Here is a 25,582-nt window from a genome sequence, read left to right as displayed (position 1 = left end):
CACCTCCCCCCGACACGATTATATCACCAGATCATAGAAAAATCGACATAATAAAAAGATGCCTCAAACGGTATGAGGCATCCGAATGTTTAATAATTTAAATCAATACGAATTCCTTTAACGCTATATAAAATATTTTCAGCGATGTTTGTTACATGGTCGCCAGCGCGCTCAAGATTGCGCGTCACAAACGATAATTGTGTAATTTGGTTTGTAAACTCAGGTTTTTCGCTCATTAAGTCGATTAATTCTTGAATAATTTTTCCTTGCAACTCATCTACGCGATCATCTTCAAGCGCAATGCGTTTCGCTTCTTCAATATCATCGTTATGGAACGCATGAAGCGCATGATCTAACATTTCATTGACGATTGCTGCCATTTCAGGAATGTGAACGATCGGTTTCACGTGTGGCTCTGTGCCGATAAATTTGACGGATTTGGCGATGTTGACAGCGATATCTCCGATGCGTTCTACATCAGATGAAATTTTTAGCGCAACAATTAATCGGCGTAAATCGGATGCGACCGGTTGTTGCTTTAAAATCGTCATAATCGCAAGCTCATTAATTTCGCGCTCAAACTCATTAATTTTTTTATCATTTTCGATAATTTCGTCCGCTTTCGCCAAATCTTGTGTTTTGAGTGCTTCAATTGCTTCGTGTAAAGCATGTTGGGAAGCAGACACCATCGTCATTAATTTTTCTCGCAGTTGTTGAAGCGCTGCATCAAATGTAGGGCGTTTTGTCATGTTGAATCACCTAACTTTTTTTGTTGTTATTATATCCTGAAAACAGTTCACAAATAAAGCATAATTTTTTTGTAGAATGAATATATGTTTTATGATATATTGTTAGGCGTACAATTGAAGAAGAATTCTGTGCGCGGCGCAGGAGAGGTTCTAGAACACCCTCTATAAAAAAACTAGGGATAGCTATGTCCGTAGAGGGATAGCTTTTTTGTTTTAGAACGCTCTTTCTTCTCACGATGTTAGAAAGGGGAGCGAAAGATGAAAAAAGAAAAAGCAGTCGTCGTGTTTAGTGGCGGCCAAGATAGCACGACTTGTTTATTTTGGGCGAAAAAGCATTTCGCTGAAGTCGAAGCTGTAACGTTCGATTACAATCAACGCCACCGGCTTGAAATTGACGTTGCTGCATCGATCGCAAAACAGCTGGAAGTGCCGCATACGGTGCTTGATATGTCGCTATTAAATCAGCTCGCACCAAATGCGCTTACAAGAAGCGATATAGCAATCGAGCAAAAAGAAGGACAATTGCCGTCCACGTTTGTCGATGGGCGCAATTTATTATTTTTATCGTTTGCGGCGGTGCTTGCGAAACAAAAAGGAGCACGCCATCTGGTGACAGGTGTATGTGAAACGGACTTTAGCGGCTACCCAGATTGCCGTGATGTATTCATTAAATCGCTAAACGTCACGCTTAACTTAGCGATGGATTACCAATTTGTCATTCATACGCCGCTCATGTGGCTCAATAAAGCGGAAACGTGGAAGCTTGCTGATGAGTTGGGAGCGCTTGAATTTGTGCGCACGCAAACGCTCACATGCTACAACGGCATCATCGCAGACGGCTGCGGCGAATGCCCGGCGTGCGTGTTGCGCAAACGCGGTCTCGACCAGTATATGAATGAGAAGAAAGGAGCAGATGCGCAATGATTCAACAAATTTATCCGCAAGTGATACACCCGTTTCGCTACGAGCTAAATAAAGATATGCAAATCGCTGCAGCGCACTTTATTCCGCACGAAGCGGCGGGGCAGTGCGCGAATATGCACGGGCATACGTATTTTGTCAACATTACTGTCGCAGGCGATGAACTCGATGAATCAGGCTTTTTAATTAACTTTCAACAGTTGAAAAAAATTGTTCACAACCGTTTCGATCATACGGTGATGAATGACCATACAGATTTATTTAGCAATACATCGGCCGAACATTTTCCGACGACAGAAGTGGTGGCGCGGAAAATTGCGGAAATTGTTCAAGCGCATTTAGACACGCTGCCAAACAAACCGACGTGCGTGCAAGTGTTTGTGCGCGAGTCCCCAACAAGCTACGTCGTATATCGTCCGAAAGCAGGGAAACAATAATGGAGCGCATCCCGGTCATTGAAATATTCGGACCGACCATTCAAGGGGAAGGGATGGTCATCGGACAAAAAACGATGTTTGTGCGCACAGCGGGATGCGACTACCGTTGCCGTTGGTGCGATTCATCGTTTACGTGGGACGGTTCTGCAAAAGATGAAGTAAAGCAAATGACGGCGGAAGACATTTGGCAACAGCTGAAACAACTTGGTGGTGACCGTTTTAACCACGTGACGATTTCTGGAGGCAACCCAGCGTTATTAAAAGGACTTCGTGCTCTTATTTCATTATTAAAAGAACATAACATGCGCATCGGCTTAGAAACGCAAGGAAGCGTATGGCAAGATTGGTTTTATGACATTGACGATTTAACGATTTCACCAAAGCCGCCAAGTTCAAATATGGAAACAAATTTTACAATGCTTGATACGATAATGGAACGACTCACAGCGCATCGCGGGCATGTGAGTTTAAAAGTTGTCGTGTTTAACGATGAAGATTTTTCTTATGCGACGTATGTGCATCAACGTTATCCGTCCGTTCCGTTTTACGTGCAAGTAGGCAACGATCATATACATGAAGCAGACGATGTGATTCTTCGCCTAAACCTATTACAAAAGCTTGAATGGCTCGTTGACAAAGTAGTACAGTCTAAAGAGATGAACAACGTCCGCGTCTTGCCACAACTACACACGTTATTATGGGGCAATCGCCGCGGCGTATAACTAAAGGAGGAGAAAGCGATGAGAAAAGATGAAGAACTACAAGGCGTCACACTTCTTGGCAACCAAGGAACGAAATATGTATTCGAATATAGTCCTGACATTCTTGAAGTGTTCGATAACAAACATCCAGACCGCGACTATTTCGTCAAATTTAACTGTCCGGAGTTCACGAGCCTATGCCCGAAAACGAATCAACCAGATTTTGCTACTATTTACATTAGTTACATTCCTGATAAAAAATGTGTTGAAAGTAAGTCGCTCAAGTTATATTTATTTAGCTTCCGCAATCATGGTGATTTCCATGAAGATTGCGTCAATATTATTATGAACGACTTAATTCGCGTCATGGAGCCACGCTATATTGAAGTGTGGGGCAAATTTACGCCGCGCGGCGGCATTTCGATCGACCCTTACTGCAACTGGGGTCGCCCAGGAACGAAATATGAACAAATGGCAGAATATCGTTTGTTAAATCACGATTTATATCCGGAAAAAGTCGATAATCGTTAATGGGGCTGGCTTGCATAAGCCAGCCTTAAAAAATTCAAAAATAATAGCTAGTTTTTTTTCGTAAACGGGTATATAATGACAAATTGTTATGAACCTTTTTTCGTTTGGGGGGTCTTCATTTGAGACAGAGAACGGCTCTTTTGATCGGAGCAACCGGATTGGTCGGAGGCGAGCTTCTCGAGCGATTGCTTCGTTCAGAGCATTATGAACGAGTGACGGTGTTTGTGCGAAAGCCTATCGCTTGTACACATGAAAAATTACAACAAGTCATCGTCGATTTTGACCGAATTGAACAATACGAAGAATATTTCCACGTGGATGACGTATTTAGCTGTTTAGGGACGACGATGAAAAAAGCAAAGACGAGACAACAATTTATTAAAGTTGATTACGAATATACGTTGCGTGCCGCAAAACTGGCGGAAAAATGTCACGTCAAAACGTTTTTATTCGTTTCTGCGATCGGTGCTGATCCGCACTCGATGTTTTTTTACAATCGCGTCAAAGGGGAAACGGAAGAGGCGTTGCAGCGACTGACGATTCGTTCACTTCACATTTTCCGTCCGTCTTTGTTGACAGGAGCGCGCGAAGAATTTCGCCTCGGCGAAAAAACAGCGGAATGGCTATGTTCCGGTTTTTCATTTGCATTCGTTGGCAAATGGGAAAAATATAAACCGATTGCAGCTAAGCAAGTGGCGGAAGCGATGTATCGTGCCGCGCTTTCGGAAAAGCAAGGTGTATATATTTACGAATGTAGCGAAATGAAAGGGCAATGTGAACAAAAAAGAGGGCTGTCTCATCAACAATAAGCAGCCCTCTTCTCGTTATTCCACAATTTTGTAGTTTTTATGATTGACGACCGTTCGTTCTTGCAAGTCGAGTTCTTTATAGTTTTCCATGTACGTTAAATCGACAATCACAGAATTTTCGTTTACTTTTTCAACGATTCCCCGCAGCCCATTTTTAAATTCAATGACGTCGCCAATTTGCGCTTTTTTCATTGAAAATCCCCTTTACTTTTGAATTTTTAAACCTTTTTTCTATTTTGCATGATTTTTCCTCATTCGTAAAGGGCATTTTTAACTAGAAAACAATTTTAGCGCTGTGGCCAATACGGCATCGGCATGCCCGGCCAATATGGCATTTGTTGCGGCATTTGTGGGAACGGCATTTGCGGCCACATCGGTCCGACCGGAGTGCCACAGCCGCAATCGCCCGGCATCATTTGCGGCATTGGCATCATTTGCGGCATTTGTTGTGGCATTGGCATCATTTGCGGCATCGGCTGCGCTTGTTGTGGCACCATTTGTTGATCCATGCGGAAATCTTCATACATATTCCAGTCATTCATCGTTCATCTTCCTTTCTTTCATTTAGAATCCACCAACATTGTATGTGCGTTTTTTATAGACGTGTGTCAATATAACAAAATTAGGCATTCGCACATCGTATTGACATTCCCATTGAAGCGCGTTAAAACAAAGAAAGTCCTGCGGTAATATGTCAAGGTGAAAAATCATCGAAATTGGAAATTCGATTGTCCGATGACCCGAAAAAAGGCAATACTTAAGAAGCCCAGTCTTGTCTTATGTCATTAACTGGGTTTTAATGCAAAATCAGTTAGATCGATACCCCTATCGATCTTCCCCCTTTCTTGGCGTGTAGATTTGACCGTTGCGTAGCAGCGCATCGATCACACGCACGAGTTTTCGAGCGGTGAGGACGAGGGCTCGTTTGTGTTGGTGCTTTGGTACTTCCTCATACTTCTTCCGGTAATAGGTGCGAAACGACGCATCATGCCGTTGTACCGAGTTGGCAGCCTCCACTAGGTAGTAACGGAGATAGCGATTGCCGGAACGAATGAGGGAAGTCTCCTCGGCTTGGAACCGACCGGACTGGTGCTTAGACCAAGTCAAACCTGCATACTTTGCTAAGGCGGCTTGGTTGTCAAAGCGCTCGATTTGTCCAATTTCGGCTAAGATGCCAGCGGCGTAGACCGGACCAATGCCGGGAATCGTTTGTAACGTATTTGGGATGCCTTCCAAATGGCGAGTAATCGCTTTATCTAGCTCTTTAATTTGCGCTTGAAGGCTACGGATGGATTGAATCGATAGCCCTAAAAGCAAGTCGATGGAATCCTCGACACATTTGGAAAGCCGATACGACGAACGAGCCGCCTTTTGAATGGACTTGGCGATGCATTCCGGATCGGCAAAGCGATTGCGTCCTTTTTGGCGCAAGAAGTCAGCGAGCTGTTGCACGTCCATCTGACTGATTTCGTCTAAGCTAAACGACTCGAGAAGAAGCTCTAAGATGGCATGTCCGAACACGGAGCTGTCCACCTCTTGGGTAAAGGAACTGCACTTGTAAAACAAGTGTTGGAGGAAGTACTGCTTTTCCCGAGTCAGCTGATGGACGAGATGATAGCGCATGCGCGTGAGCCGTTGAAGGGCGATAAACTGTTCTTGCATGACAGCTGTCACTTTCAAACGGCCAAAGCGAAGCCGATCGGCGATGATCCACGCATCGATGCCGTCCGTTTTATCCAAGTCAGTGTACGCTTCTTTAAATTTGCGAATGAGCTTTGGATTGATGGTAAACACCTTGACATTCCAAGACTTCAGCTCCTCCTGTTGGTGGAAAAACATCGCTGGATGCCAGCTGTAGACCGAAGTGGCTTCCATCCCGATGAGAATTTCGGATGGTTGGAGCTTGTTGGCCCACAGGAGGATTTGATCGCGAAGGAAGGTCGCGCCAAGGAGATGATTGTCCACCTTGAATTGGGCGCACGTGTTTCCTTCTTGATCCATGATACACGTGTATAAGTCCGTTGAGCTCACGTCAATCCCGACGTAGAGTTTCATGAGATCACCTCCAATCGTAGTAGGATCGTGGGGTTGGGACTCTTCGGGATGCCCCCGGACCGCGCCTGTTGACCAGTCACCCTCGCATATGAGAACTCACGTTGGGCCATGGGCTGCCTGGAAGCTGCTCCTTCCAGCATGGGAAACCAACGGGAACAGCCTGCGGGTTAGAAGTCCGAACAGGAGCCGGGGAGACAGACTTTCTAAGTAGTCAAAGCTACAGGAGAGAGAAGAGTGTCCCCGATGATCCTAAGACCATTATCCAAGAACATCGCGAAAAGTCCAACCCCGATGTAGTGCCATCCACGGGGGAGGGGCGCGCCCCTCCCCCGTGGGCAAATCACTTACACATATGCGATTGTCAAGGAGCATATCCAACTGGAAATTCGATTTAAAAATCTTTCTAAACATACTATACGAGGGAGGGATGAACGTGACTGAGCAAGAAGCGAAACAACATATTGAACAGTTACGCACGCGAAACATTCCACATCTCCTTGTGAAAAAAGAACATTTTTTAACGTTTCGCCATGTGCTCGTCCAACAAGAAGATTTCAAACATTTTCGCGGCGTCGCCCAGCGCGGCGGTGATGTCATTTATTACTACATGGATGAGCCGCGCAGTTAACGTATCGCTTCAGCTTTTTTACAGCGGATATGCGCCATTGTTTCACCGCATGGACGGTAACGCCTTCTTCATCGGCAATTTGTTTCAACGTCTTTCCTTCGATGACATGGCGAACGAGCCATATTCGCTCGCGCGGCGTCATGTCGCGCATTGCGTCTTCCCATATGATGTCGGTAAAAAAATCAACGTCTTCTTTCAACATTTGTTCGTCTAATAACGGAACGGCGACGTTTTTCGTTTCTTTACGCAACTGTGATATGATGCGCCAACGAATCATTTTAAACGCAAACGAATGAAACGATCCTTTCGTCTCATCGTATCGCTCGTACGCTTCCCAAAGTGCGATGAGCCCGATTTGCATATACTCATCGACGACGTGACGGCGAATATGCAGCTTGCGAATGATGTAAGAAATAAGCGGACGATATTGCTCGACGACCGTTTCAAACGACATATGTGCTTCCTTTCCCGAAAGCGCGCCCTCGATGATTCCGCGGTACGTTTAGCTTATCAAAGCGGCTCGTTTGGCGCGAATCGGAAAATAGAGCGAACGAACCGGTTGACATGTTCGCATATGCATCATATTCCTTAAGGAAATAAGGAATATGGGGCGGAAAACGGTGGGGAAATGGAGCGTTTACGAAAAAAATGTTTTGAACAATGGGAAAATTTTGTGCTATCATGATAAAAAGTGGAAAGGTATGAGCAACATGAAAATAAGAAAAACGATCATAAATGAACAATCGTCACAACAAAACGTATACATTTACGAAAATAAAAAGGAACAATATATCGTTGTTGCCATTCCTTATTTAGAATGGTCTATGCAAGTGACTTATGACGATTTAGCGAATATTGAATCACGCTTACATCACTCGCTCCGGCGCGTGTTGGACGAACAATATGTGCGATCGCTTGCGGTGAAGCTCGCGCAATGGATGCGTGAAATGTAAAAAGAAAGGTTCCGTTGTCAAATGAAATACGCCGTTTTCCTCTATGTAATTGTTAGTTTCGCTTGGATTATATTGACTGACTTGTATGTAGACAAGTTGCCTGTTCCATCACATATCGCGCCATACGTGCAAACTTTAAAAGGGTCGCTTTTTGTCGTGCTATCGGCGGTATTTATGTATATCGCCTTAAAAAAACATCGCGCGTTAAAGCAAATGAGCGAAAGGGAGCAAGAATTGTTGACGCTCATTCATGCGATGCCTGATTTCGTATCGTTTAAAGATGGACAAGGACGCTGGCTAAGAGTGAACGAATTTGGATTGAAGTTATACGGGCTCGAGCATGTCGATTATAAAGGAAAAACGGATGCCGAGCTCGCGGAATATACTCCGCATTTTCGCGAAGCGCTGCTTTATTGCATTGATTCCGATGAAGAAGCGTGGCGAGCGAAAACGGTAACGCGCGCAGACGAATCGTTTCCGATGCCGAACGGTGAAATGAAAACGTTTGACGTCATTAAAGTGCCGCTATTTTACGAAAATGGGAAACGAAAAGGGCTTGTCGTCATCGGGCGCGACATTACGCAACAAAAAGTGGCAGAGCAGCTGTTATTGAAAAAAGAAAAACTATCGGTTATCGGCGAATTGGCGGCAGGCATCGCCCACGAAATTCGCAACCCGCTCACATCGATTAAAGGCTTTTTACAAATGATGAAAGAAACGAAACAAGTAGATGAGCGGTTCGTGCAAATTATGTTAGACGAAATTGAGCGCGTGAATCAAATCGTCACCCAACTTCTCGTGCTCGCTAAGCCGCAAATGAAAGCGTATAAACCACTTCATTTAAACGATGTCATCGATTACGTCATCGAGCTGTTTACGTACGAGGCGATTTTGCAAAACGTGCAAATCAAATACGAACCGCGCACGACAGCGATCGTGTACGGCGATAAAAATGAGCTCATTCAAGTCGTCGTCAACGTGGTAAAAAACGCACTCGAAGCGATGCCGAAAGGGGGGGTGCTGACGATCACAACGGAAGACGAAGACGATCGCGTCCATCTTGTTATTGAAGATACAGGAAAAGGCATTGAACAAGAACGGTTGAAACATATCGGGGAACCGTTTTATACGTTAAAAGAAAAAGGCATGGGTCTCGGCTTAACGACGAGCATGAAAATCGTTCATGAACATAAAGGAACGATGCACATCGAAAGCAAAGTCGGCGAAGGAACAAAGGTTCATATCGTGTTGCCGCTTCATAAAAATGACCCGTCGTAACAACGGGTCATTTTTATGATCATTGTATCCATGTCGTGAGCTCATCAATCGGTAAACGGTACGACGAATGGGCAGGAGCGGCCGCTTTTCCGATCGTAATTAGCATGACAGGAACGTATCGGTCTGGAATATGGAATGTTTTCATAAATGCTTGTGGGTCAAAACCGCCGATGGCGCATGTGTCGAACCCTTCTGCTTTGGCAGCAAGCATCAATTGCATGGCAGCTAACGATGCGTTTGTGAAGGCGGCGTCACGGGCATATTGCGCATTCGTATACGCGCTTTCAATTTGTTTAGCGAGCGTTTCTTTAATGTCTTTCGTCATCTTTCCTTCTGCGACGAGCGGATCGTACACCGCATCTATTTTTTGATGAGCTTGTAAGTCGCCGAGCACCGCAACGACCGCAGACGCCTCAACGATTTGTTGTTGATTGTAAGCGATCGGAAGGAGCTTTTGTTGCGCTTCCTTTCCGTAGAAGACGATGAAATGCCAATGTTGCAAATTCCAAGCAGAAGGCGCCTTGCCTGCTAACTGCAACAGTTTCGTTAATTGTTCTTTCGAAATTGTTGCAGTTGGATCATATTTTCGAACGGATTGTCGTTGTTCAATAACCGAAAGCATATATATCCTCCTTTTATACACACAAAAATATCTTTACTTACTTTTTATAAGTAACAATATTTATGCTAACTTAGTTACTGTAGTTGAGCAATTTTCGTTACAATAATTACCATTTAAAAAGAGACAAACAGGGTACCCCTTATGCCACGTGGAGCTGTTTTTTCACGGTATCAATGGGAATATTTTGTTTTGCTGCACGATAAATGAACTCCACGAGGCTATGTCCTTTTCTCTTGCGCAGGAGATCGAGCCCATCCGAAAAATCACTGTTAGACTCGAACATGCTGTACACATACGCAAGTTGCACCAAGATCCAATACCGTTTCACCGCCCGACGCCCGCGAACGCGGTATCCATCGAGTTTCAGCTGGTCTTTCGCTTGACGGAAAAAACATTCGATCGACCAACGTGCAGCATAGTAGCGCAAGATCTCTTCATCGCTTAGCTCGCGATCGGTGCTCAAGACGCAATGAAGATGTTTCGGCGTCATCGGCTGATCGGCTTTCCATGCGAGCAGCACCACGGCATCCTTGAGACCGTTCAGAGCGCCTTCGTAGCGATACACCCGATAACGCTCTTTTCCCACCGTGACGAGGCGGGTATCCCGTGGCTCCATAGATTTGGCAAATTCTTTTGCTTGAATGGCCGTCCCTTTTGGATAGAGAATCCGATTCGTCTTCAGCATCGCGATGACGTGGAACCCTTTTTTTAAGCAGGCTCCCACGAGGGTTTTCGATGGATACCAAGAGTCCATGAGCACATAAACGGGTCGACTCACATCCAACGAAGAAAGCATCTCGATCGCGAGTTCCCCTTTGCTTTTCCCCACCGTCTTGTCGTAGAGGCGAAAGGCAAAAGGAAACGCTTGGGTCATCGTATGAACCATGAGCCAAACGAGAGAATGTCCCCAGATCGACTTTTTCTCTGCGTGAGAATAGTGCCAATCACACCCTTGAATGGCGTGTGTTGCCCGTGACGAGGGCTTCGTTTTTTGGCAAATCGTATCATCGATCGAAACAAAAATGGGTTGATTCTCTCGTTTCGAGCTGCGTTCGACACGATGAAGCACCCACTGTTGGAGTTTGCGAAGCAGCGTCTCTTCCTCCCATGGGCTTTTCGTGAAAAAATGGCTCAGTGTCGTGCGATGGTTCGGATGAAAACTCCCATGATGTAGATCGGTCAGCGTTCCCGAAAAGCCCTTTGTAATCATCGCATCCACGATATGAACGAGATGCTTCATGACAGGTTTCGAGAAATAAAGGGCCAACCCCAACATCGTCAAAAACTTGTGGATTCCTTGGTGATGTGCTAATCTATTCATGAGACATGAACCTCCTTGTGAATGGTTTGTTGGCACATCTATTCTAACCAAGGAATCGGGTTCATGTCTTCTTTTTTGTTTGGTTGTAAATTTATGTTAGTAAATTTGCTCATCTACAGTTAGTTATAATAAGTTTGTCAAATTTCATGCATAGGGTGATGATTGATGGAACATTCGCATGTCTGTCCGAAAATTGAAGCAGCGTTTCAGCTGCTTGGGAAGCGATGGAATGGACTTATTATTCACGTTTTATTTCGCGGACCGCTTCGGTTTAAAGATTTAGCAGAAAGCATTCCAGAAATTAGCCAAAAAATGTTAACAGAACGATTAAAAGAGTTGGAAGAAAAACAAATTGTCGTTCGTCATGTGTATCCTGAAAAGCCTGTGCGCATTGAATATGAATTAACGGACAAAGGGAAAGATTTGCGCATTGTGATGGAAGCTGTGCAAGTATGGGCAGAAAAATGGATGTAGTCCCTAACCTTTTACGCTCGTCGTTGCGATAGTAATAAGTGAAAGGAGGGGAGAGACATGCTTCAACGTTCTCAACTTCGCTTAACGTTTGAAGTCGGTGTGACAGAAACGGGCAAACCGCTATATAAAAACAAAACGTATACGATTAAGCCAAACGCAACGGAAAGCTCGCTCGTCTCTGTTGCCCAAGCGCTTGCCTCTTTGCAAAGCGCTCCGCTCGTTCACGTGTATCGCAACGATGTGCATGTATTAGGTGAATAGGGGGGATAATGAATGAAAACGCTTGAATTACAGTTTGTGAATGAAGAAGGAAAGACGGTTCGCTTAAGCGTGGATGCCCCGCGCGACGATGTGACAGAAACACAAGTGGCTAACGTGATGGACGTGATCATTGCGGCAAACGTCTTTCCATCGAGCGGAGGCGATCTTATCGCGAAAAAAGGAGCGCGCCTCATTGACACAACTGTGACACAATGGACGTTTGCATAAACGATGAAAGGTGCCCTGCGCGTCGGGGCACCTTGTTATGTATATCACATAGAAAGGGATGAGCAAGATGGAAGCATATTTGTCACTTCTTTCCGATGTCGGTTTTCCGATTGCGGTCACGTTTTATTTACTGCATCGGATTGAAGGCAAATTAGATGCCATCATCGACTCGATTCGCACGTTAGGCGAGCAATGGAAAACACCTAGCTAAATGGGTGTTTTCTTTTTATTTTTTTGTTTTTTCCTCATGCTTTTCGATTTTACGAATGTATTGTCTCGGTTGAAACGGCTCATAATGCCTTTCGTTTACCGTCGCGTAAATGGAAGGCTCAATTTTTTTCTCCACTGTATCATAGTTATCGATCATGATGGTGAGCATAAGGAAAAGAATCATTGCGTTACTCCTTTCTTTCTTTTATCATTTATTTTGAAAAAAATGAAACTTTTTATACATATGACTCGTACAAAAAAGAGGATTGCTATGTCAGAAGGAGGTTGATTTTTTTTATGTCAACATTACATATGACGATGTTGGCGCCATTTTTGTTGGCGATACTTGTTCCGTTTTTATACAAATTTGTTCGTTCGCTTCATGTCGGATGGTTTGTTCTTCCACTCCCTATCGCGCTATTCATTTATTTTTTGTCTTATATGGACGAAGTGCGCAAATACGAAGTTGTTCGAGCAACGATGCCTTGGATTCCGTCGCTCGACATTTCGTTCGACGCATATGTCGATGGATTAAGTTTGTTGTTTGCCCTATTGATTACCGGAATCGGTTCGCTCGTTGTACTGTATTCCATTTACTACTTACAAAAAGAAAAAGAACAGCTTGGCAACTTTTACGTCTACTTGCTTTTATTTATGGGCGCGATGCTTGGGATCGTGTTATCCGATCACCTCATTGCGTTATACGTCTTTTGGGAGTTGACGTCCATTTCGTCGTTTTTGCTCATCGCTTATTGGTATAAACGTGATCGTTCGCGCTACGGGGCGCAAAAATCGATGTTTATTACAATGTTTGGTGGATTGCTTATGCTCGGGGGATTTGTTGCCCTTGCCATCGCAGGTGGGACGTATAGCGTTCGTGAGCTCATGCAAGCCTCGTTAACAGAACATGCCCTCTTTATTCCTGCACTTTTCCTTATTTTGTTTGGTGCTTTTACGAAGTCAGCCCAATTTCCATTCTATATTTGGTTACCTGACGCGATGGAAGCACCAACGCCTGTTAGTGCCTATTTGCATTCAGCGACAATGGTGAAAGCAGGCATTTATTTAATTGCGCGCTTGACACCTATTTTTGCCGTATCTTCTCTTTGGGTTTGGACAGTTGCGCTCGTCGGGCTTGTAACGTTATTTTGGGCATCGTTTTTAGCGTCGAAACAAACCGATTTAAAAGCAATTTTAGCTTACTCAACTGTCAGCCAGCTCGGGCTCATTACATCGCTTTTAGGCGTCGGTGGGCTTGCGTTTCATTACGATTGGATGGAAGAAAATTTATTTATGGTCGCAGTTTTAGCAGCGATTTTCCATCTGTTTAACCACGCGACGTTTAAAGGTAGTTTATTTATGGTTGTCGGCATCGTCGATCATGAAACGGGGACGCGTGACATTCGACGGCTTGGCGGATTAATGACGATCATGCCGATCACGTTTACAATCGCATTGATCGGCTCGCTTTCGATGGCAGGCTTGCCACCATTTAACGGCTTTTTAAGTAAAGAAATGTTTTTTACCGCCATGTTGCGTGCAAAAGACGTACAAGCATGGGCCGTTATTTTACCCGTTGTTGCTTGGGTAGCGAGCATTTTTACGTTTTTATACAGCGTATTGTTAGTGAGTCGAACATTTTTTGGAACGTACAAGCCACATTTATTAGAAAAAGAAGCGCATGAAGCGCCGCTTGGCATGCTCGTTGCACCGATCGTGTTAGCGTCGCTCGTTGTAGTCATTGGCATTGTGCCGAACGTGTTATCTCACTCTGTGTTAGGACCAGCGGTATATGCGGTATTGTACGGATTGTTTGCACCAAACGAACAAATCGATATATATATTTCGCATTGGCACGGTTTTACCCCTGAGCTTTTTATGACGATTGGGGTATTATTGTTCGGAATGCTGCTGTATCGCACGTTTTCGAAATGGAGCGGACTATATAATCGCCTCTCCGAACGCATGTCTTTAAATTTCGTTTATGACCAATCTTTCATTTGGATGGAAAGGGGATCACAGTCGCTCATGTCGCGCATCATGACCGGCTCGATGCGCACGTATTTAATGTACATTTTTACGGCGAGTGTTGCTTTGCTTCTGTTTACGGTCGGTTTGAAAAAACAATGGCATATCGATTTAAGTCATTTGGCGCCTGTGCGAGTGTATGAAATCGTATTGGCAGTTGCCATGGTCGTTGCAACAGCGACAACAGTTGTTGCTAAATCGCGTTTAACAGCGATCGTTTCACTAGGGGCAGTCGGTTACGGGGTCGCGCTGTTTTTCGTTCTGTTTCGCGCGCCTGATTTAGCGTTGACGCAGCTTGTGATCGAAACGATTTCCGCTGCGCTCTTTTTACTTTGTTTTTATCATTTGCCGAAGTTTAGCCAAAAGCAAGAAAGCGTCGGTTTTCACTTAGGAAATGCCTTCATTTCCATTGCGGTCGGGGTGACGGTCAGCGTCATTGCCTTTTTAGCTTACGCAGGAAAGCATTTCGATTCGATTTCACAATATTATGTGGACAATACGTATGAAAAAGCGGCCGGGAAAAATATGGTTAACGTCATTTTAGTTGATTTCCGTGGTTTTGATACGTTGTTTGAAATATGTGTGTTAGCGATTGCTGCTTTAGGTATTTACGCAATGGTGAAATTGCGGCTAGCGAAGGAGGATGAAAAATGAGGCGAAATGATGTCGTTTTGCGAACAATCACAGCTGTCGTCGTACCAATCATCGTTTTATTTTCCGTCCGACTGTTTTTTGCTGGGCACTATTATCCGGGCGGTGGATTTATTGGGGGATTGATGACTGCTGGTGCGATCGTGTTGTTGCTTTTGGCGTTCGACATTGAAACAGTTCGAAAAATGATTCCGATTAATTATAAATGGCTTGTCGCCATCGGATTGTTGTTTGCGGTCGGAACGGGCATGAGCAGCATGTTTCTTGACCGCCCATTTTTAACGCATGCGTACGAATACGTTCATTTGCCGTTGCTTGATTATACTTCTCTTCATACAGCTGTGCTGTTTGATTTAGGAGTTTACTTTGTCGTTATTGGCGTGACGATGATTATTATCGAAACGATAGGGGAGAGTCACTAATGGAACTGATTATGATTGTCGTTATCGGTTGTTTATTTACCGCTGCGACATACTTGTTGCTCAGCAAAAGTTTGCTCCGCATTATTATCGGGACGGGTTTGCTCAGTCATGGTGCCCATCTTTTATTGTTAACGATGGGGGGGTTAAAAGTTGGAGCGCCTCCGCTTTTAGGGGAGAAGGCGGCACGATACGTCGATCCGTTGCCGCAAGCACTCATTTTAACAGCGATCGTCATTAGTTTTGGGGTAACAGCGTTTTTCTTAGTGTTGGCATACCGTTCGTACCAAGAAATTGGAACAGATCATATAGAAGGGATGAAGGGAGATGAATAACCTTCTGCTTTTGCCTATTCTCATTCCGCTTGTCACAGCCATTATTCTTATTTTCTTTCCGAAGCACGTGCTTTGGCAACGCGCTGTCTCTGCGCTTGCAACGATGAGTTTAGTCGTCGCAAGCAGCGCCTTGCTTTATCGTGTGCATACAGACGGCATTCAAACGTTAAACGTCGGAAATTGGCCCGCGCCATTCGGTATTACGCTCGTGTCCGATTCGCTGTCCGCTTTACTCGTATTGACGACGAGCATCATCGCGCTCGCTTGTTTACTATATTCGTTTTATGCGATTGGGCATAAGAGAGAGACGTTTTATTACTATTCATTTTTTCAATTTTTAATCGTCGGTGTGAATGGGGCGTTTACGACAGGTGATTTGTTCAACTTGTTCGTCTTTTTTGAAGTGATGCTTATGTCGTCTTACGTGCTGTTTGTGCTCGGAGGCACGAAAATACAGCTGCGTGAAGCGATTAAATATACGCTTGTGAACGTTATTTCTTCGGCGCTATTTGTCGTTGGAGTCGCGTATTTATATGCAGTAACAGGTACGTTAAATATGGCGCATTTAGCGGAGCGTATAAGCGAAATAGGAATGTCGCCTATTTTAACGGTTATTGCGGTATTGTTTATTATCGTATTTGGTTTAAAAGGAGCGATTTTTCCGCTATATTTTTGGCTTCCAGCAGCCTATTACGCCCCGCCTACCCCGATATTAGCCTTGTTTGGAGGTTTGTTGACAAAGGTTGGTGTGTACTCGATTTTGCGCACGTTTACGCTTTTATTTACGAGTGATGTCGGCTACACGCATACGTTGCTCGCTTGGCTTGCGCTCGGCACGATCGTCATCGGTGTCATTGGAGCAGTTGCATATAACGATATGCGCTATATCGTCATTTACAACATTATCGTTGCAGTCGGCGTTATGATTTTTGGGGTAGCGATGATGACGCCAGAAAGTTTAGAAGGAACGATTTTTTACATGTTGCAAGATATGGTCATGAAAGCAACATTATTTTTACTAGTCGGTATTGTTTTTTCCATCACTAGTTCAAATAACATTCGTTCATTTTCGGGGTTAATGTCGTCTTATCCGCTGCTTGGGTGGTCATTTTTCATCGCTGCATTGTCGCTTGCAGGCATTCCGCCGCTTAGCGGATTTATCGGAAAGTTATTAATTGTGAAAGCAAGTTTGCATGCTGGTTTGCTTTTCGAGGCAATTGTCATCTTATTGTCCAGCTTGCTCGTGTTGTATTCGGTCATGAAAATATTTATGAACGGCTTTTGGGGTGAGGAAAAAGGATTTGAAAGAAAGCCGCTCGATGGACGATTCGTTCCTGTATTGTTGCTTCTCGTTTTATCTATTGCATATGGAGTTGGAATTGAATTTATCCGTCCGTTTGTCGTCGACGCGGTTAACGTGTTAGCGGATCCGAATATGTACATTCAAGCGGTGTTAAAGGAGTAGAAAGCGATGGCATTTCAAATTTTATTAAATGTATGTTTAGCGTTCGTCTGGATGTTTTTAACCGTTTCATTTAATGGGGCATCGTTTATTATTGGGTACGTCATCGGGTTGCTTATTATTTTTATGTTGCGTCGATTCTTCCATTCGCGTTTTTATCTCGTTCCGGTGTTTGTCATCATCAAATTGCTGTTCATTTTTTTCAAAGAGCTCATTTTATCAAACATCGCCGTAGCGAAAGTCGTTATGCAACGTTCGTTAACGATTCAACCTGCCATTTTCGCTTTGCCGACACAATTAAAAAAAGAATGGGAAATTACATTGTTAGCGATGCTCATTACGCTCACGCCAGGTACGCTCGTTTTAGATGTATCTGATGATAAAAGCACGTTGTATATTCACGCCTTAAATAGTCCAGATGTGCAAGAAGCGATTCAAAGCATTAAGCAATCGTTTGAGAAAACGATTATGGAGGTGAGCAAATGATTTGGAATGTAGCTCTCGTTATTCTTTCTATAGCGATGGTTGGTTTTTTATACCGCGTTGTCAAAGGTCCAAGCGCTGCTGATCGAGTGATTGCTCTAGATGCGATGGGCATTACGCTCGCTGGGATCGTTGCGATCGTTTCTATACTGCTAAATACGAGCGCGTTTTTAGACGTCATTTTGCTCATCGGTATTTTAGCGTTTGTCGGTACGGTCGCGTTTGCGAAGTTTTTAGAGAAAGGGGTTGTCATCGAACGTGGTGATCGCGATCGGTAATGTGCTCGTCGCAGCACTTGTTTTGTTCGGAGCGGTGCTCGTGCTCTTGTCGGCAGTTGGTGCGATTCGTTTGCCGGATGTATATACGCGCAGCCATGCCATCAGCAAAAGCACGACGCTTGGCATGATGTGCATTTTACTCGGTGCATTTTTTCACTTTTTGCTTGAAAACGGTGAATTTAACTCACGGCTTTTGCTTGGCATCGTGTTTATTTTTATGACATCTCCTGTTGCGGCTCATCTCATTAGCCGCGCTGCGTATTACACAAACGTGCCGCGCTGGGAAGGAACGGTTCGTGATGATTTAAAAGAAAAAGCTGGCGGAAAATAACCGTCAGCTTTTTCTTAAAATGTATAAGGCATCTCACATCTTCCTTTCATTTTCATTTATGCTTATTTCAATTTAATGGAAGAATAGTTTAAAAATATACGGTTAATAGATTAATAGTTTCATGTTATGATATGAGCAAGGAAGCGCTTCAAAAAAGGAAGGAGTTTGGGGCGATGAAAAAGACGATTGTAGCTGGAGCGGTATTATCGACGTTATTTTTAGGGGAAAAAGCGGTTGATGCGGCACAATATACAGTTAAGTCGGGCGATTCGTTATGGAAAATTGCTCAAACGTTCCGCATATCGGTTAATGAATTAAAAACAGTGAACCGATTAACAACAGATGTCGTTTATGTCGGACAAGTATTGCAAGTGCCTGATGTACAAACAACTGCGCCAACGACACAAACAACAACATATACGATTCAGCGAGGCGATACGTTATCGACGATCGCACGGCAGTATAATACGACCATTACACGTCTTCTTGAACTAAACCCGACGATTACAGACGTAAAACGCATTTACGTTGGCCAAACGTTAACAGTACCGACAACGAATACAACAAATACAACAAGCCAACTTATATCGCCGGGACCGGCATCAACAGCGCCGACAAATAGCGCAAGTAAATCGTATATCGTCCAACCAGGCGACATATTGTCGACGATTGCTAGAAAATTTAATGTGACGTTAGACGATTTACTCGCACTAAATCCAACGATTACAAACGTGAACTTTATTCGCGTTGGACAAACGATTAACGTGCCGCTTTCATGGGAAGAGCGAGCGAATGCGATTATTGAAACAGGAAAAAAATATCTCGGAGCGGCGTATTTGTTCGGTGCACCAACGACGCGCACAGACGTTTTTGATTGCTCATCGTTTACCCACCGCGTGTATAGAGAAAATGGTATTACATTGCCGCGCACATCGCGCGAACAAGCGATGGTTGGAACAGAAGTGCCGCTTGCGAGCGTGCGCAAAGGTGATTTAATCTTTTTTGATACGACAGGAGATGGAGTCATTAACCATGTTTCCATCGTTGTAGATAGCGAGACGTTATTGCACGCTGCCACAAGCACAGGTGTTGCTTTCGCGAATATGAGACCTTATTGGGCGCCGCGTGCGGTCAAAGCTGTTCGTCTTTTTTAACGGAGCAGCGAGCAAAAAGATGCCTCTTACATTTGAGGCATCTTTTTGTTTATCGTTAGCACCGTTTCAATCGCTTCATGAACAGAGGAAACGATGTAACGAGCTTCTTTTTTTACTTGTTCGGGCGCATGCGACATAACGAAACTATGTGGAGTGAGGCGAAACATCGGGATATCGTTAAATGAATCGCCAAAACAAGCGACGTCTTCCGGTTGAATGTTGAGATGATTCATAAGCAACCGAAGCGCCTCGCCTTTACTAATTTGTTTTGGCATAATATCTAAACAGCGCGGTTCAGAAATGAACGTATCGACATATCGATCCCATTGTTTATGAACGAACGACTGAAAACGATTGATGACGTCTTCTTCAGCAATAACGGTAATTTTTGATGGAGAAAGATCATGGCCGATCGCATCGAGCATCTGTTTCTTTTCAACAATATCGAAAAATAGTCGCGATCGCATATGCTCCATTTGTTCCGTTTTTGTTTCGACAAAGCTCGTTTGTTCGTTACATACGAGCACGATCGCTTCAAGTGTGCGCGCTTGTTCGTAAATGGAACGGGCAAGCGCTGGGTCAAATGTACGCTGATGAAGAAGATGATGGTCGCTTGTGTATACGAATGCCCCGTTTTGGCTAATGCGATGAGCGTCATGACCGATTTCTTTCAACACTTCTAAAATTTCATTGTCCATTCGTCCAGAAGCGACAGCAAAGTCGATACCGTTTGTAATCGCGCGCACGACTGCTTCACGATCTTCTTCTTTTACACGACGGTCATAACCGAGCAGCGTACCGTCTAAATCAGTAACAATGAGTCGAATCATGCTTGGCAAGCTCCTTCCATTTTTATGATGAACAAAAGTTTAATCGAATACATGCATTTGTGCAACTGAAACACCTTTTTGTCAAAAAACATCCATAGCTGTCTTGACAAAAAACATCGCATTTCCATTGACGTAGCTTTGTTCGTTTCGTAACATTGAAAGTAATGTAAACGTTTTTAAAGGGGCGAACTAGACGTGGAACAATCGTTTCGCATTGAAAAAGTGTTAAACAACAACGTGCTCATTGCCTCCCATCCGACGTATGATGAAGTCGTATTAATCGGAAAAGGAATTGGATTTGGCAAGAAAAAAGGGGACGTCATTGAACAAAAAGGTGTAGAAAAATGGTTCATTTTAAAAAATGAGCGTGAACAAGAACAATATAAAAAATTGCTGCCACACGTTGATGAAGAATTTATCGGCTTAATGAACGATATCATTCGCCACATTCAAAAGCGGACGAACAGCTCGTTAAACGAACATATTCACGTGGCGTTAACAGATCATATTTTGTTCGCAATCAAGCGATTAGAACAAGGGATGGACATTAAAAATCCATTTTTAGTTGAAACGAAAAGTTTATATCCGCTTGAATACGGCGTAGCAACAGAAGTCGTTAACATGTTGAATGAACGGTTACACATCGAGCTTCCGGAAGGGGAAATCGGCTTTATTGCTTTACACATTCATAGTGCGTTAACAAATCACCAACTGTCCGAAGTGAACCAACATTCACAGCTCATTTCCCGCCTCGTGTCCGTTGTTGAAGAACAGCTCGACATTCGCATTGATCGTGAAAGCATTCATTATTTACGATTTGTCCGCCATTTGCGCTATGCGATTGAGCGCGTGAAAAAAGGCGAAAAAATTGAAGAGCCAAAAAAATTGTCGAATATATTGAAAGAGACGTACCCGCTATGTTATAATTTGTCGTGGAAGCTCATAAAAATTATGCAGCAAACGTTGCAGCTTCCGGTAGATGAAGCCGAAGCCGTATATTTAACGTTGCACTTGCAGCGGTTAACTGGAAAAAGTGAATAACGACGCACTTATCTTTACGTGTTACTGATTCGATCAGGCATGAGTAAAGGAGGCGGAAAAGAGGTGGATCATTGTACCCTTTTTCTGTCGTTCTTTGCCCATGCCTTTTTGTTTTCCATCGTTTGCAAATGCTTACATTTGTTAGACGTCTAATGTGTTGTTTCATCTACTTTTGATGCATGAAAATGGCGTTTGTTGCGAACGTTAACATGATGAAGGAGGGTTTTATATGAAAAAAGCGTTTGGTACGTTACAAAAAGTCGGTAAAGCGCTTATGCTTCCCGTTGCGATTTTACCGGCAGCAGGTATTTTGCTTGCGTTTGGTAACGCATTGCAAAACCCAGCATTAATTGAAAAAATTCCGGCGTTAGAAACAGGCTGGGTTGAAATGGTTGCAAAAGTGATGGAGCAATCTGGTGGTATTGTGTTTGCCAACTTGCCTCTTTTATTTGCGGTAGGGGTAGCCGTCGGATTAGCTGGCGGTGAAGGAGTTGCTGGTTTAGCAGCGATTATCGGTTACTTAGTTATGAATGTAACAATGAGCGTCATTTTAGGTGTAACGTCCGATCAAATCGACACAGACCCATCGTTTGCAAACGTATTAGGTATTCCGACGTTGCAAACAGGGGTATTCGGCGGGATTATCGTCGGTATTTTAGCCGCGTACATGTACAACAAATACTTTAACATCGAATTGCCATCTTATTTAGGTTTCTTTGCAGGAAAGCGTTTTGTTCCGATTGTGACAGCTGCATCGGCATTAATTCTCGGTATTGTGATGACATGGTTATGGCCACCTGTCCAACACGGCTTAAACACCTTTTCACACAACATGATCGATGCAAACCGTACATTAGCGGCATTCGTTTTCGGTGTCATCGAGCGTGCATTAATTCCGTTCGGTTTACACCACATTTTCTACTCACCGTTCTGGTTTGAGTTCGGTCAATACGTGAACAAAGCAGGCGAGCTTGTGCGCGGTGACCAACGTATTTTCATGGAACAAATTAAAGACGGTGCTGAATTAACAGCTGGGACATTTATGACAGGAAAATTCCCGTTCATGATGTTCGGTTTACCAGCGGCAGCGCTAGCGATTTATCATGAAGCGCGTCCAGAAAACAAAAAAGTCGTTGCCGGCATCATGGGATCTGCAGCGTTAACATCGTTTTTGACTGGGATTACCGAACCGATCGAATTTTCGTTCTTGTTTGTCGCTCCGGTGCTGTTTGCCATTCACTGCGTTTTTGCTGGCTTGTCGTTCATGCTCATGCACATCTTAAACGTCAAAATCGGTATGACGTTCTCTGGCGGTGTCATCGACTTCTTATTATTCGGTGTGTTGCCAGGACGTACAGCATGGTGGCTTGTCATTCCGGTCGGTTTAGTGTTTGCGGTCATTTACTACTTCGGCTTCCGCTTTGCGATTCGTAAATGGGATTTAGCAACACCAGGTCGTGAAAAAGAAACGACAGACACAACAGCGACAGCGGATGCAGGCGAACTCCCGCACGAAATTTTAGCAGCGCTTGGCGGAAAAGAAAATATCGCGCATTTAGATGCGTGCATCACACGTTTACGCGTTTCAGTAAACGATGTTCAACACGTCGATAAAGATCGTCTAAAAGCGCTCGGAGCAGCTGGCGTATTAGAAGTTGGAAACAACATTCAAGCCATTTTCGGACCGAAATCAGACATTTTAAAAACACAAATTAAAGACATTATGGAAGGTCGCGTACCGACAAAAGCAGTAGAAAAAGCAAAACCAGTAGTACAAGCGACAGGAGAAACAGAACAAGTCGCATCGCCATTAACAGGAAAAGTCGTTCCGCTTTCTGAAGTGCCAGATCAAGTATTTTCAACAAAAATGATGGGTGACGGTTTTGCGGTTGAGCCAACAGAAGGGACAGTCGTATCGCCAGTAGACGGCACGATCATCAACGTCTTCCCAACAAAACATGCGATCGGCATTCAATCAAAAACAGGTCGTGAAGTGCTCATCCACTTTGGCATTGACACAGTAAAATTAAACGGCCAAGGATTTGAAGCGCTTGTTTCTGAAGGAACAGAAGTGAAAAAAGGACAACCGATTTTAAAAGTCGACCTTGCATATGTGAAACAACATGCGCCTTCTATTGTTACACCGATTATTTTCACAAACTTGCAAGCAGGAGAAACGGTAAATATCGCGAAACAAGGAACAGTAACAAAAGGCGAAGACGTTGTCGTCGTTCAAAAATAATTTACTTGCAAAATGCGTCATTTTTCGGTAAAAAAACATAGAGGGTTTTCGCCCTCTATGTTTTCAAAATATAAAGTGAGGAGATGAGCAAAATGGAAAAAACGTTTAAAGTAACTGCAGAATCTGGTATTCATGCCCGTCCAGCAACGATGTTAGTGCAAGCAGCGAGCAAATTCGATAGCGACATTCAATTAGAGTACAACGGCAAAAAAGTCAACTTAAAATCGATTATGGGTGTCATGTCTTTAGGTATTCCACAAGGTGCGCAAATTACAATTTCAGCTGAAGGTAGCGATGCAGCAGACGCAATTAACACATTAACAGAAACGCTAGCAAAAGAAGGATTAGCGGAGTAATGAAACGATTACAAGGGATTGCTGCATCGAATGGCATTGCCATTGCGAAGGCGTACCGTTTAGAACATCCCGATTTAACAGTTGAAAAACAAACGATTGAAAACCCAGCTGAACAAGTAAGCCGCTTCCAACAAGCGCTCGCCAAAGCGAAAGAAGAACTTGAAGTCATTCAAGCGCATGCGTTAAAAGAACTTGGCGAAGATAAAGCGGCCATTTTCTCCGCCCATTTGCTCGTGCTAAGCGATCCAGAGCTCGTGCAAGCGGTCGAACAAAAAATTGAACAAGAACGTGTGAATGCAGAATTTGCACTTCATGATGTCACATCAATGTTCATCGCGATGTTTGAAGCGATGGATAACGAATATATGAAAGAGCGTGCAGCGGACATTCGCGACGTCACAAAACGCGTCCTCGCCCATTTACTAGGCGTTACGATTTCAAACCCAAGCATGATTACAGAAGAAGTCATCATTGTAGCTGAAGATTTAACGCCGTCTGACACAGCGCAATTAAATCGAAAATATGTGAAAGGTTTTACAACAGACATTGGCGGTCGCACATCCCACTCTGCCATTATGGCACGCTCGATGGAAATTCCAGCTGTCGTCGGAACGAAAGAAGCGACAGCAACGATTCAAAACGGCGACATCGTCATTATTGACGGGCTCGACGGGGAAGTGATCGTTAACCCAACCGAAGAAACGATCGCGGAGTACGAACAAAAACGTGCCGCATTCGCTGCCCAAAAAGCAGAATGGGCAAAGCTCGTTCATGAACAAACGACGACGAAAGACGGTCATCACGTTGAGCTTGCGGCAAACATCGGAACACCAAACGATGTCGAAGGTGTACTTGCAAACGGTGCAGAAGGTATCGGCTTATACCGTACCGAATTTTTATACATGGGACGCAACGAATTGCCGACAGAAGAAGAACAGTTTGAAGCATATAAAACGGTGCTAGAAAAAATGGAAGGAAAACCGGTCGTCGTTCGCACGCTAGACATTGGCGGCGACAAAGAATTGCCGTATTTAGACCTTCCAAAAGAAATGAACCCGTTTTTAGGTTTCCGTGCCGTTCGTCTTTGTTTAGATATGCAAGAGATGTTCCGTACGCAACTTCGTGCGTTGTTGCGCGCAAGCGTATATGGCAATTTAAAAATTATGTTCCCGATGATCGCGACGTTAGACGAGTTCCGTCAAGCGAAAGCTGTTCTTTTAGAAGAAAAAGAAAAGCTTGTCGCTGAAGGTGTTGAGGTATCCGATCATATCGAAGTCGGCATGATGGTTGAAATTCCAGCAGCTGCTGTATTGGCGGATCAATTTGCAAAAGAAGTAGACTTCTTTAGCATCGGAACGAACGACTTAATCCAATATACGATGGCGGCTGACCGCATGAACGAGCGTGTATCGTATTTGTATCAACCGTACAACCCTGCCATTTTGCGCCTTATTTATAACGTCATTGAAGCGGCGCATAAAGAAGGCAAATGGGTTGGCATGTGCGGGGAAATGGCTGGCGAAGAGCTAGCTGTGCCAATTTTATTAGCGTTCGGCTTAGACGAATTTAGCATGAGCGCGACATCGATTTTACGCGTTCGCTCGCAATTAAAGAAACTGTCCAAACAAGAAGCGGAGCGAGTGAAAGATCACATTTTATCGCTTGCCACAACAGAAGAAGTCGTTCGTTTTGTCAAAGAAACGTTCCAACAATAAGAACCGGGCGCCCCGGTTCTTTTTTATGGCAAAAATCAGTACAAAACGGTCAGGTTATCAATTTTATTAAAATCATAGA

At 44.0% G+C, this 25,582-nt stretch carries 33 protein-coding genes and 1 riboswitch; of the genes, 24 read left to right on the top strand and 9 right to left on the bottom strand.

Features of this window, described 5'->3' with window-relative positions:
- Window positions 1–89 precede the first annotated feature (89 nt).
- On the bottom strand, window positions 90–749 hold the full coding sequence (gene phoU, locus NSS60_RS10500) for a phosphate signaling complex protein PhoU (RefSeq protein WP_004891436.1): 660 nt from the start codon (window positions 747–749) through the stop codon (window positions 90–92).
- 138 nt (window positions 750–887) lie between these two features.
- Window positions 888–932, top strand: a riboswitch (PreQ1 riboswitch).
- 75 nt (window positions 933–1,007) lie between these two features.
- Here phoU and queC point away from each other — a divergent pair.
- The 5 genes from queC to NSS60_RS10475 all read left to right on the top strand — a co-directional run bounded on the left by queC (window position 1,008) and on the right by NSS60_RS10475 (window position 4,148).
- Window positions 1,008–1,673: a 7-cyano-7-deazaguanine synthase QueC gene (queC, locus tag NSS60_RS10495; RefSeq protein ID WP_004891434.1), complete on the top strand. Its 666-nt coding sequence runs from the start codon at window positions 1,008–1,010 to the stop codon at window positions 1,671–1,673.
- Entirely contained in the window at window positions 1,670–2,107 is a 438-nt protein-coding gene (queD, locus tag NSS60_RS10490) for a 6-carboxytetrahydropterin synthase QueD (protein WP_004891431.1), read from the top strand. The genes queC and queD overlap by 4 nt, the downstream gene beginning before the upstream one ends.
- Window positions 2,107–2,829 (top strand): 7-carboxy-7-deazaguanine synthase QueE, encoded by a 723-nt coding sequence (gene queE, locus NSS60_RS10485; RefSeq protein ID WP_004891430.1) that lies wholly within the window; start codon window positions 2,107–2,109, stop codon window positions 2,827–2,829. Before queD ends, queE begins: the two co-directional genes overlap by 1 nt.
- 18 nt (window positions 2,830–2,847) lie before the next feature.
- Window positions 2,848–3,339: a preQ(1) synthase gene (gene queF / locus NSS60_RS10480; RefSeq protein ID WP_004891427.1), complete on the top strand. Its 492-nt coding sequence runs from the start codon at window positions 2,848–2,850 to the stop codon at window positions 3,337–3,339.
- A gap of 119 nt (window positions 3,340–3,458) precedes the next feature.
- Complete coding sequence (locus tag NSS60_RS10475) at window positions 3,459–4,148, top strand: oxidoreductase (RefSeq protein ID WP_035018776.1); 690 nt, start codon at window positions 3,459–3,461, stop codon at window positions 4,146–4,148.
- Between the two features lie 15 nt (window positions 4,149–4,163).
- Here the strand turns inward: NSS60_RS10475 and NSS60_RS10470 are convergent, their stop codons facing one another.
- The 3 genes from NSS60_RS10470 to NSS60_RS10460 form a co-directional block, all read right to left on the bottom strand.
- A complete protein-coding gene (locus tag NSS60_RS10470) occupies window positions 4,164–4,340 on the bottom strand; it encodes a YkvS family protein (RefSeq protein WP_003396733.1) in 177 nt (58 codons plus the stop codon).
- Window positions 4,341–4,435: 95 nt separating this feature from the next.
- Window positions 4,436–4,690, bottom strand: coding sequence for a hypothetical protein (locus tag NSS60_RS10465; RefSeq protein ID WP_004891424.1), 255 nt, complete (start codon window positions 4,688–4,690; stop codon window positions 4,436–4,438).
- Between the two features lie 283 nt (window positions 4,691–4,973).
- Window positions 4,974–6,203, bottom strand: coding sequence for an IS110 family transposase (locus NSS60_RS10460; RefSeq protein WP_064214420.1), 1,230 nt, complete (start codon window positions 6,201–6,203; stop codon window positions 4,974–4,976).
- Window positions 6,204–6,636: 433 nt separating this feature from the next.
- On the opposite strand from NSS60_RS10460, the gene NSS60_RS10455 reads away from it, so the two are divergent.
- The gene (locus tag NSS60_RS10455; RefSeq protein WP_003396728.1) at window positions 6,637–6,831 is read left to right on the top strand and encodes a hypothetical protein; all 195 of its coding nucleotides are present in this window, start codon (window positions 6,637–6,639) and stop codon (window positions 6,829–6,831) included.
- On the opposite strand, the gene NSS60_RS10450 is transcribed toward NSS60_RS10455, so the two are convergent.
- Window positions 6,797–7,285 carry a sigma-70 family RNA polymerase sigma factor gene (locus NSS60_RS10450; RefSeq protein ID WP_004891419.1) on the bottom strand — a complete coding sequence of 163 codons (489 nt, stop codon included), beginning with the start codon at window positions 7,283–7,285 and terminating at the stop codon, window positions 6,797–6,799. The two genes, NSS60_RS10455 and NSS60_RS10450, sit on opposite strands and share 35 nt — an antisense overlap.
- Before the next feature lie 247 nt (window positions 7,286–7,532).
- Between NSS60_RS10450 and NSS60_RS10445 the strand changes: the two genes are divergently transcribed.
- Window positions 7,533–7,784, top strand: a complete 252-nt coding sequence (locus tag NSS60_RS10445) for a YueH family protein (RefSeq protein ID WP_413431913.1) — start codon at window positions 7,533–7,535, stop codon at window positions 7,782–7,784.
- Window positions 7,785–7,805: 21 nt separating this feature from the next.
- Window positions 7,806–9,062: an ATP-binding protein gene (locus tag NSS60_RS10440; protein WP_004891414.1), complete on the top strand. Its 1,257-nt coding sequence runs from the start codon at window positions 7,806–7,808 to the stop codon at window positions 9,060–9,062.
- Window positions 9,063–9,081: 19 nt separating this feature from the next.
- Here the strand turns inward: NSS60_RS10440 and NSS60_RS10435 are convergent, their stop codons facing one another.
- Window positions 9,082–9,684, bottom strand: coding sequence for a nitroreductase family protein (locus tag NSS60_RS10435; protein WP_004891411.1), 603 nt, complete (start codon window positions 9,682–9,684; stop codon window positions 9,082–9,084).
- 139 nt (window positions 9,685–9,823) lie between these two features.
- Entirely contained in the window at window positions 9,824–11,005 is a 1,182-nt protein-coding gene (locus NSS60_RS10430) for an IS701 family transposase (protein ID WP_088223189.1), read from the bottom strand.
- A gap of 165 nt (window positions 11,006–11,170) precedes the next feature.
- On the opposite strand from NSS60_RS10430, the gene NSS60_RS10425 reads away from it, so the two are divergent.
- From NSS60_RS10425 to NSS60_RS10410, 4 genes are all read left to right on the top strand, one after another.
- The gene (locus NSS60_RS10425) at window positions 11,171–11,479 is read left to right on the top strand and encodes a winged helix-turn-helix transcriptional regulator (protein ID WP_004891410.1); all 309 of its coding nucleotides are present in this window, start codon (window positions 11,171–11,173) and stop codon (window positions 11,477–11,479) included.
- Between the two features lie 57 nt (window positions 11,480–11,536).
- Window positions 11,537–11,740, top strand: coding sequence for a DUF1659 domain-containing protein (locus tag NSS60_RS10420; RefSeq protein ID WP_004891408.1), 204 nt, complete (start codon window positions 11,537–11,539; stop codon window positions 11,738–11,740).
- Window positions 11,741–11,752: 12 nt separating this feature from the next.
- Window positions 11,753–11,968, top strand: coding sequence for a DUF2922 domain-containing protein (locus NSS60_RS10415; protein ID WP_004891406.1), 216 nt, complete (start codon window positions 11,753–11,755; stop codon window positions 11,966–11,968).
- A gap of 67 nt (window positions 11,969–12,035) precedes the next feature.
- Complete coding sequence (locus NSS60_RS10410) at window positions 12,036–12,179, top strand: YvrJ family protein (protein WP_004891403.1); 144 nt, start codon at window positions 12,036–12,038, stop codon at window positions 12,177–12,179.
- Window positions 12,180–12,194: 15 nt separating this feature from the next.
- Here the strand turns inward: NSS60_RS10410 and NSS60_RS10405 are convergent, their stop codons facing one another.
- Window positions 12,195–12,362 carry a hypothetical protein gene (locus NSS60_RS10405; protein ID WP_164875837.1) on the bottom strand — a complete coding sequence of 56 codons (168 nt, stop codon included), beginning with the start codon at window positions 12,360–12,362 and terminating at the stop codon, window positions 12,195–12,197.
- A gap of 113 nt (window positions 12,363–12,475) precedes the next feature.
- On the opposite strand from NSS60_RS10405, the gene NSS60_RS10400 reads away from it, so the two are divergent.
- The 8 genes from NSS60_RS10400 to NSS60_RS10365 all read left to right on the top strand — a co-directional run bounded on the left by NSS60_RS10400 (window position 12,476) and on the right by NSS60_RS10365 (window position 19,319).
- Window positions 12,476–14,860: a Na+/H+ antiporter subunit A gene (locus tag NSS60_RS10400; protein ID WP_004891400.1), complete on the top strand. Its 2,385-nt coding sequence runs from the start codon at window positions 12,476–12,478 to the stop codon at window positions 14,858–14,860.
- The gene (locus NSS60_RS10395; protein WP_004891397.1) at window positions 14,857–15,279 is read left to right on the top strand and encodes a Na(+)/H(+) antiporter subunit B; all 423 of its coding nucleotides are present in this window, start codon (window positions 14,857–14,859) and stop codon (window positions 15,277–15,279) included. The genes NSS60_RS10400 and NSS60_RS10395 overlap by 4 nt, the downstream gene beginning before the upstream one ends.
- Window positions 15,279–15,611: a Na(+)/H(+) antiporter subunit C gene (locus NSS60_RS10390; RefSeq protein WP_004891396.1), complete on the top strand. Its 333-nt coding sequence runs from the start codon at window positions 15,279–15,281 to the stop codon at window positions 15,609–15,611. The genes NSS60_RS10395 and NSS60_RS10390 overlap by 1 nt, the downstream gene beginning before the upstream one ends.
- Window positions 15,604–17,076 (top strand): Na+/H+ antiporter subunit D, encoded by a 1,473-nt coding sequence (locus NSS60_RS10385; RefSeq protein WP_004891393.1) that lies wholly within the window; start codon window positions 15,604–15,606, stop codon window positions 17,074–17,076. Before NSS60_RS10390 ends, NSS60_RS10385 begins: the two co-directional genes overlap by 8 nt.
- A gap of 6 nt (window positions 17,077–17,082) precedes the next feature.
- Window positions 17,083–17,559, top strand: coding sequence for a Na+/H+ antiporter subunit E (locus NSS60_RS10380; protein ID WP_004891391.1), 477 nt, complete (start codon window positions 17,083–17,085; stop codon window positions 17,557–17,559).
- Window positions 17,556–17,834, top strand: coding sequence for a Na(+)/H(+) antiporter subunit F1 (locus NSS60_RS10375; RefSeq protein WP_004891389.1), 279 nt, complete (start codon window positions 17,556–17,558; stop codon window positions 17,832–17,834). Before NSS60_RS10380 ends, NSS60_RS10375 begins: the two co-directional genes overlap by 4 nt.
- The gene (gene mnhG, locus NSS60_RS10370; protein WP_077429818.1) at window positions 17,815–18,165 is read left to right on the top strand and encodes a monovalent cation/H(+) antiporter subunit G; all 351 of its coding nucleotides are present in this window, start codon (window positions 17,815–17,817) and stop codon (window positions 18,163–18,165) included. Before NSS60_RS10375 ends, mnhG begins: the two co-directional genes overlap by 20 nt.
- A 173-nt stretch (window positions 18,166–18,338) precedes the next feature.
- On the top strand, window positions 18,339–19,319 hold the full coding sequence (locus NSS60_RS10365; RefSeq protein ID WP_064214034.1) for a C40 family peptidase: 981 nt from the start codon (window positions 18,339–18,341) through the stop codon (window positions 19,317–19,319).
- A 26-nt stretch (window positions 19,320–19,345) separates the two neighbouring features.
- Here the strand turns inward: NSS60_RS10365 and NSS60_RS10360 are convergent, their stop codons facing one another.
- Window positions 19,346–20,149: a Cof-type HAD-IIB family hydrolase gene (locus NSS60_RS10360; protein WP_004891383.1), complete on the bottom strand. Its 804-nt coding sequence runs from the start codon at window positions 20,147–20,149 to the stop codon at window positions 19,346–19,348.
- A 195-nt stretch (window positions 20,150–20,344) separates the two neighbouring features.
- Here NSS60_RS10360 and glcT point away from each other — a divergent pair, with 195 nt between their 5' ends.
- The 4 genes from glcT to ptsP all read left to right on the top strand — a co-directional run bounded on the left by glcT (window position 20,345) and on the right by ptsP (window position 25,503).
- Complete coding sequence (gene glcT / locus NSS60_RS10355) at window positions 20,345–21,190, top strand: glucose PTS transporter transcription antiterminator GlcT (RefSeq protein ID WP_004891380.1); 846 nt, start codon at window positions 20,345–20,347, stop codon at window positions 21,188–21,190.
- A 229-nt stretch (window positions 21,191–21,419) separates the two neighbouring features.
- Window positions 21,420–23,432 (top strand): glucose-specific PTS transporter subunit IIBC, encoded by a 2,013-nt coding sequence (gene ptsG / locus NSS60_RS10350; protein WP_004891378.1) that lies wholly within the window; start codon window positions 21,420–21,422, stop codon window positions 23,430–23,432.
- An 83-nt stretch (window positions 23,433–23,515) separates the two neighbouring features.
- Window positions 23,516–23,788, top strand: coding sequence for a phosphocarrier protein HPr (locus NSS60_RS10345; RefSeq protein ID WP_004891375.1), 273 nt, complete (start codon window positions 23,516–23,518; stop codon window positions 23,786–23,788).
- Entirely contained in the window at window positions 23,788–25,503 is a 1,716-nt protein-coding gene (gene ptsP, locus NSS60_RS10340; protein WP_064214033.1) for a phosphoenolpyruvate--protein phosphotransferase, read from the top strand. The genes NSS60_RS10345 and ptsP overlap by 1 nt, the downstream gene beginning before the upstream one ends.
- Window positions 25,504–25,582 lie beyond the last annotated feature (79 nt).

It is taken from the genome of Anoxybacillus sp. FSL W8-0382 (genome assembly GCF_038003845.1).
GTDB lineage: Bacteria > Bacillota > Bacilli > Bacillales > Anoxybacillaceae > Anoxybacillus > Anoxybacillus flavithermus_G.
The sequence above is the reverse complement of the archived record's forward strand: the minus strand, read 5'-3'. Positions and strand labels throughout refer to the sequence as shown.

Coding starts and splice junctions, on each gene's coding strand:
- queF (WP_004891427.1), top strand. CDS start 2,848: ATGAGAAAAGATGAAGAACTACAAGGCGTCACACTTCTTGGCAACCAA.
- NSS60_RS10365 (WP_064214034.1), top strand. CDS start 18,339: ATGAAAAAGACGATTGTAGCTGGAGCGGTATTATCGACGTTATTTTTA.
- NSS60_RS10390 (WP_004891396.1), top strand. CDS start 15,279: ATGGAACTGATTATGATTGTCGTTATCGGTTGTTTATTTACCGCTGCG.
- NSS60_RS10445 (WP_413431913.1), top strand. CDS start 7,533: ATGAGCAACATGAAAATAAGAAAAACGATCATAAATGAACAATCGTCA.
- ptsP (WP_064214033.1), top strand. CDS start 23,788: ATGAAACGATTACAAGGGATTGCTGCATCGAATGGCATTGCCATTGCG.
- NSS60_RS10410 (WP_004891403.1), top strand. CDS start 12,036: ATGGAAGCATATTTGTCACTTCTTTCCGATGTCGGTTTTCCGATTGCG.
- NSS60_RS10375 (WP_004891389.1), top strand. CDS start 17,556: ATGATTTGGAATGTAGCTCTCGTTATTCTTTCTATAGCGATGGTTGGT.
- ptsG (WP_004891378.1), top strand. CDS start 21,420: ATGAAAAAAGCGTTTGGTACGTTACAAAAAGTCGGTAAAGCGCTTATG.
- queD (WP_004891431.1), top strand. CDS start 1,670: ATGATTCAACAAATTTATCCGCAAGTGATACACCCGTTTCGCTACGAG.
- NSS60_RS10450 (WP_004891419.1), bottom strand. CDS start 7,285: ATGTCGTTTGAAACGGTCGTCGAGCAATATCGTCCGCTTATTTCTTAC.
- NSS60_RS10415 (WP_004891406.1), top strand. CDS start 11,753: ATGAAAACGCTTGAATTACAGTTTGTGAATGAAGAAGGAAAGACGGTT.
- NSS60_RS10395 (WP_004891397.1), top strand. CDS start 14,857: ATGAGGCGAAATGATGTCGTTTTGCGAACAATCACAGCTGTCGTCGTA.
- NSS60_RS10360 (WP_004891383.1), bottom strand. CDS start 20,149: ATGATTCGACTCATTGTTACTGATTTAGACGGTACGCTGCTCGGTTAT.
- NSS60_RS10345 (WP_004891375.1), top strand. CDS start 23,516: ATGAGCAAAATGGAAAAAACGTTTAAAGTAACTGCAGAATCTGGTATT.
- phoU (WP_004891436.1), bottom strand. CDS start 749: ATGACAAAACGCCCTACATTTGATGCAGCGCTTCAACAACTGCGAGAA.
- NSS60_RS10465 (WP_004891424.1), bottom strand. CDS start 4,690: ATGAATGACTGGAATATGTATGAAGATTTCCGCATGGATCAACAAATG.
- queE (WP_004891430.1), top strand. CDS start 2,107: ATGGAGCGCATCCCGGTCATTGAAATATTCGGACCGACCATTCAAGGG.
- NSS60_RS10420 (WP_004891408.1), top strand. CDS start 11,537: ATGCTTCAACGTTCTCAACTTCGCTTAACGTTTGAAGTCGGTGTGACA.
- NSS60_RS10385 (WP_004891393.1), top strand. CDS start 15,604: ATGAATAACCTTCTGCTTTTGCCTATTCTCATTCCGCTTGTCACAGCC.
- NSS60_RS10380 (WP_004891391.1), top strand. CDS start 17,083: ATGGCATTTCAAATTTTATTAAATGTATGTTTAGCGTTCGTCTGGATG.
- NSS60_RS10430 (WP_088223189.1), bottom strand. CDS start 11,005: ATGAATAGATTAGCACATCACCAAGGAATCCACAAGTTTTTGACGATG.
- NSS60_RS10435 (WP_004891411.1), bottom strand. CDS start 9,684: ATGCTTTCGGTTATTGAACAACGACAATCCGTTCGAAAATATGATCCA.
- NSS60_RS10400 (WP_004891400.1), top strand. CDS start 12,476: ATGTCAACATTACATATGACGATGTTGGCGCCATTTTTGTTGGCGATA.
- NSS60_RS10460 (WP_064214420.1), bottom strand. CDS start 6,203: ATGAAACTCTACGTCGGGATTGACGTGAGCTCAACGGACTTATACACG.
- NSS60_RS10470 (WP_003396733.1), bottom strand. CDS start 4,340: ATGAAAAAAGCGCAAATTGGCGACGTCATTGAATTTAAAAATGGGCTG.
- queC (WP_004891434.1), top strand. CDS start 1,008: ATGAAAAAAGAAAAAGCAGTCGTCGTGTTTAGTGGCGGCCAAGATAGC.
- NSS60_RS10405 (WP_164875837.1), bottom strand. CDS start 12,362: ATGATTCTTTTCCTTATGCTCACCATCATGATCGATAACTATGATACA.
- NSS60_RS10425 (WP_004891410.1), top strand. CDS start 11,171: ATGGAACATTCGCATGTCTGTCCGAAAATTGAAGCAGCGTTTCAGCTG.
- NSS60_RS10440 (WP_004891414.1), top strand. CDS start 7,806: ATGAAATACGCCGTTTTCCTCTATGTAATTGTTAGTTTCGCTTGGATT.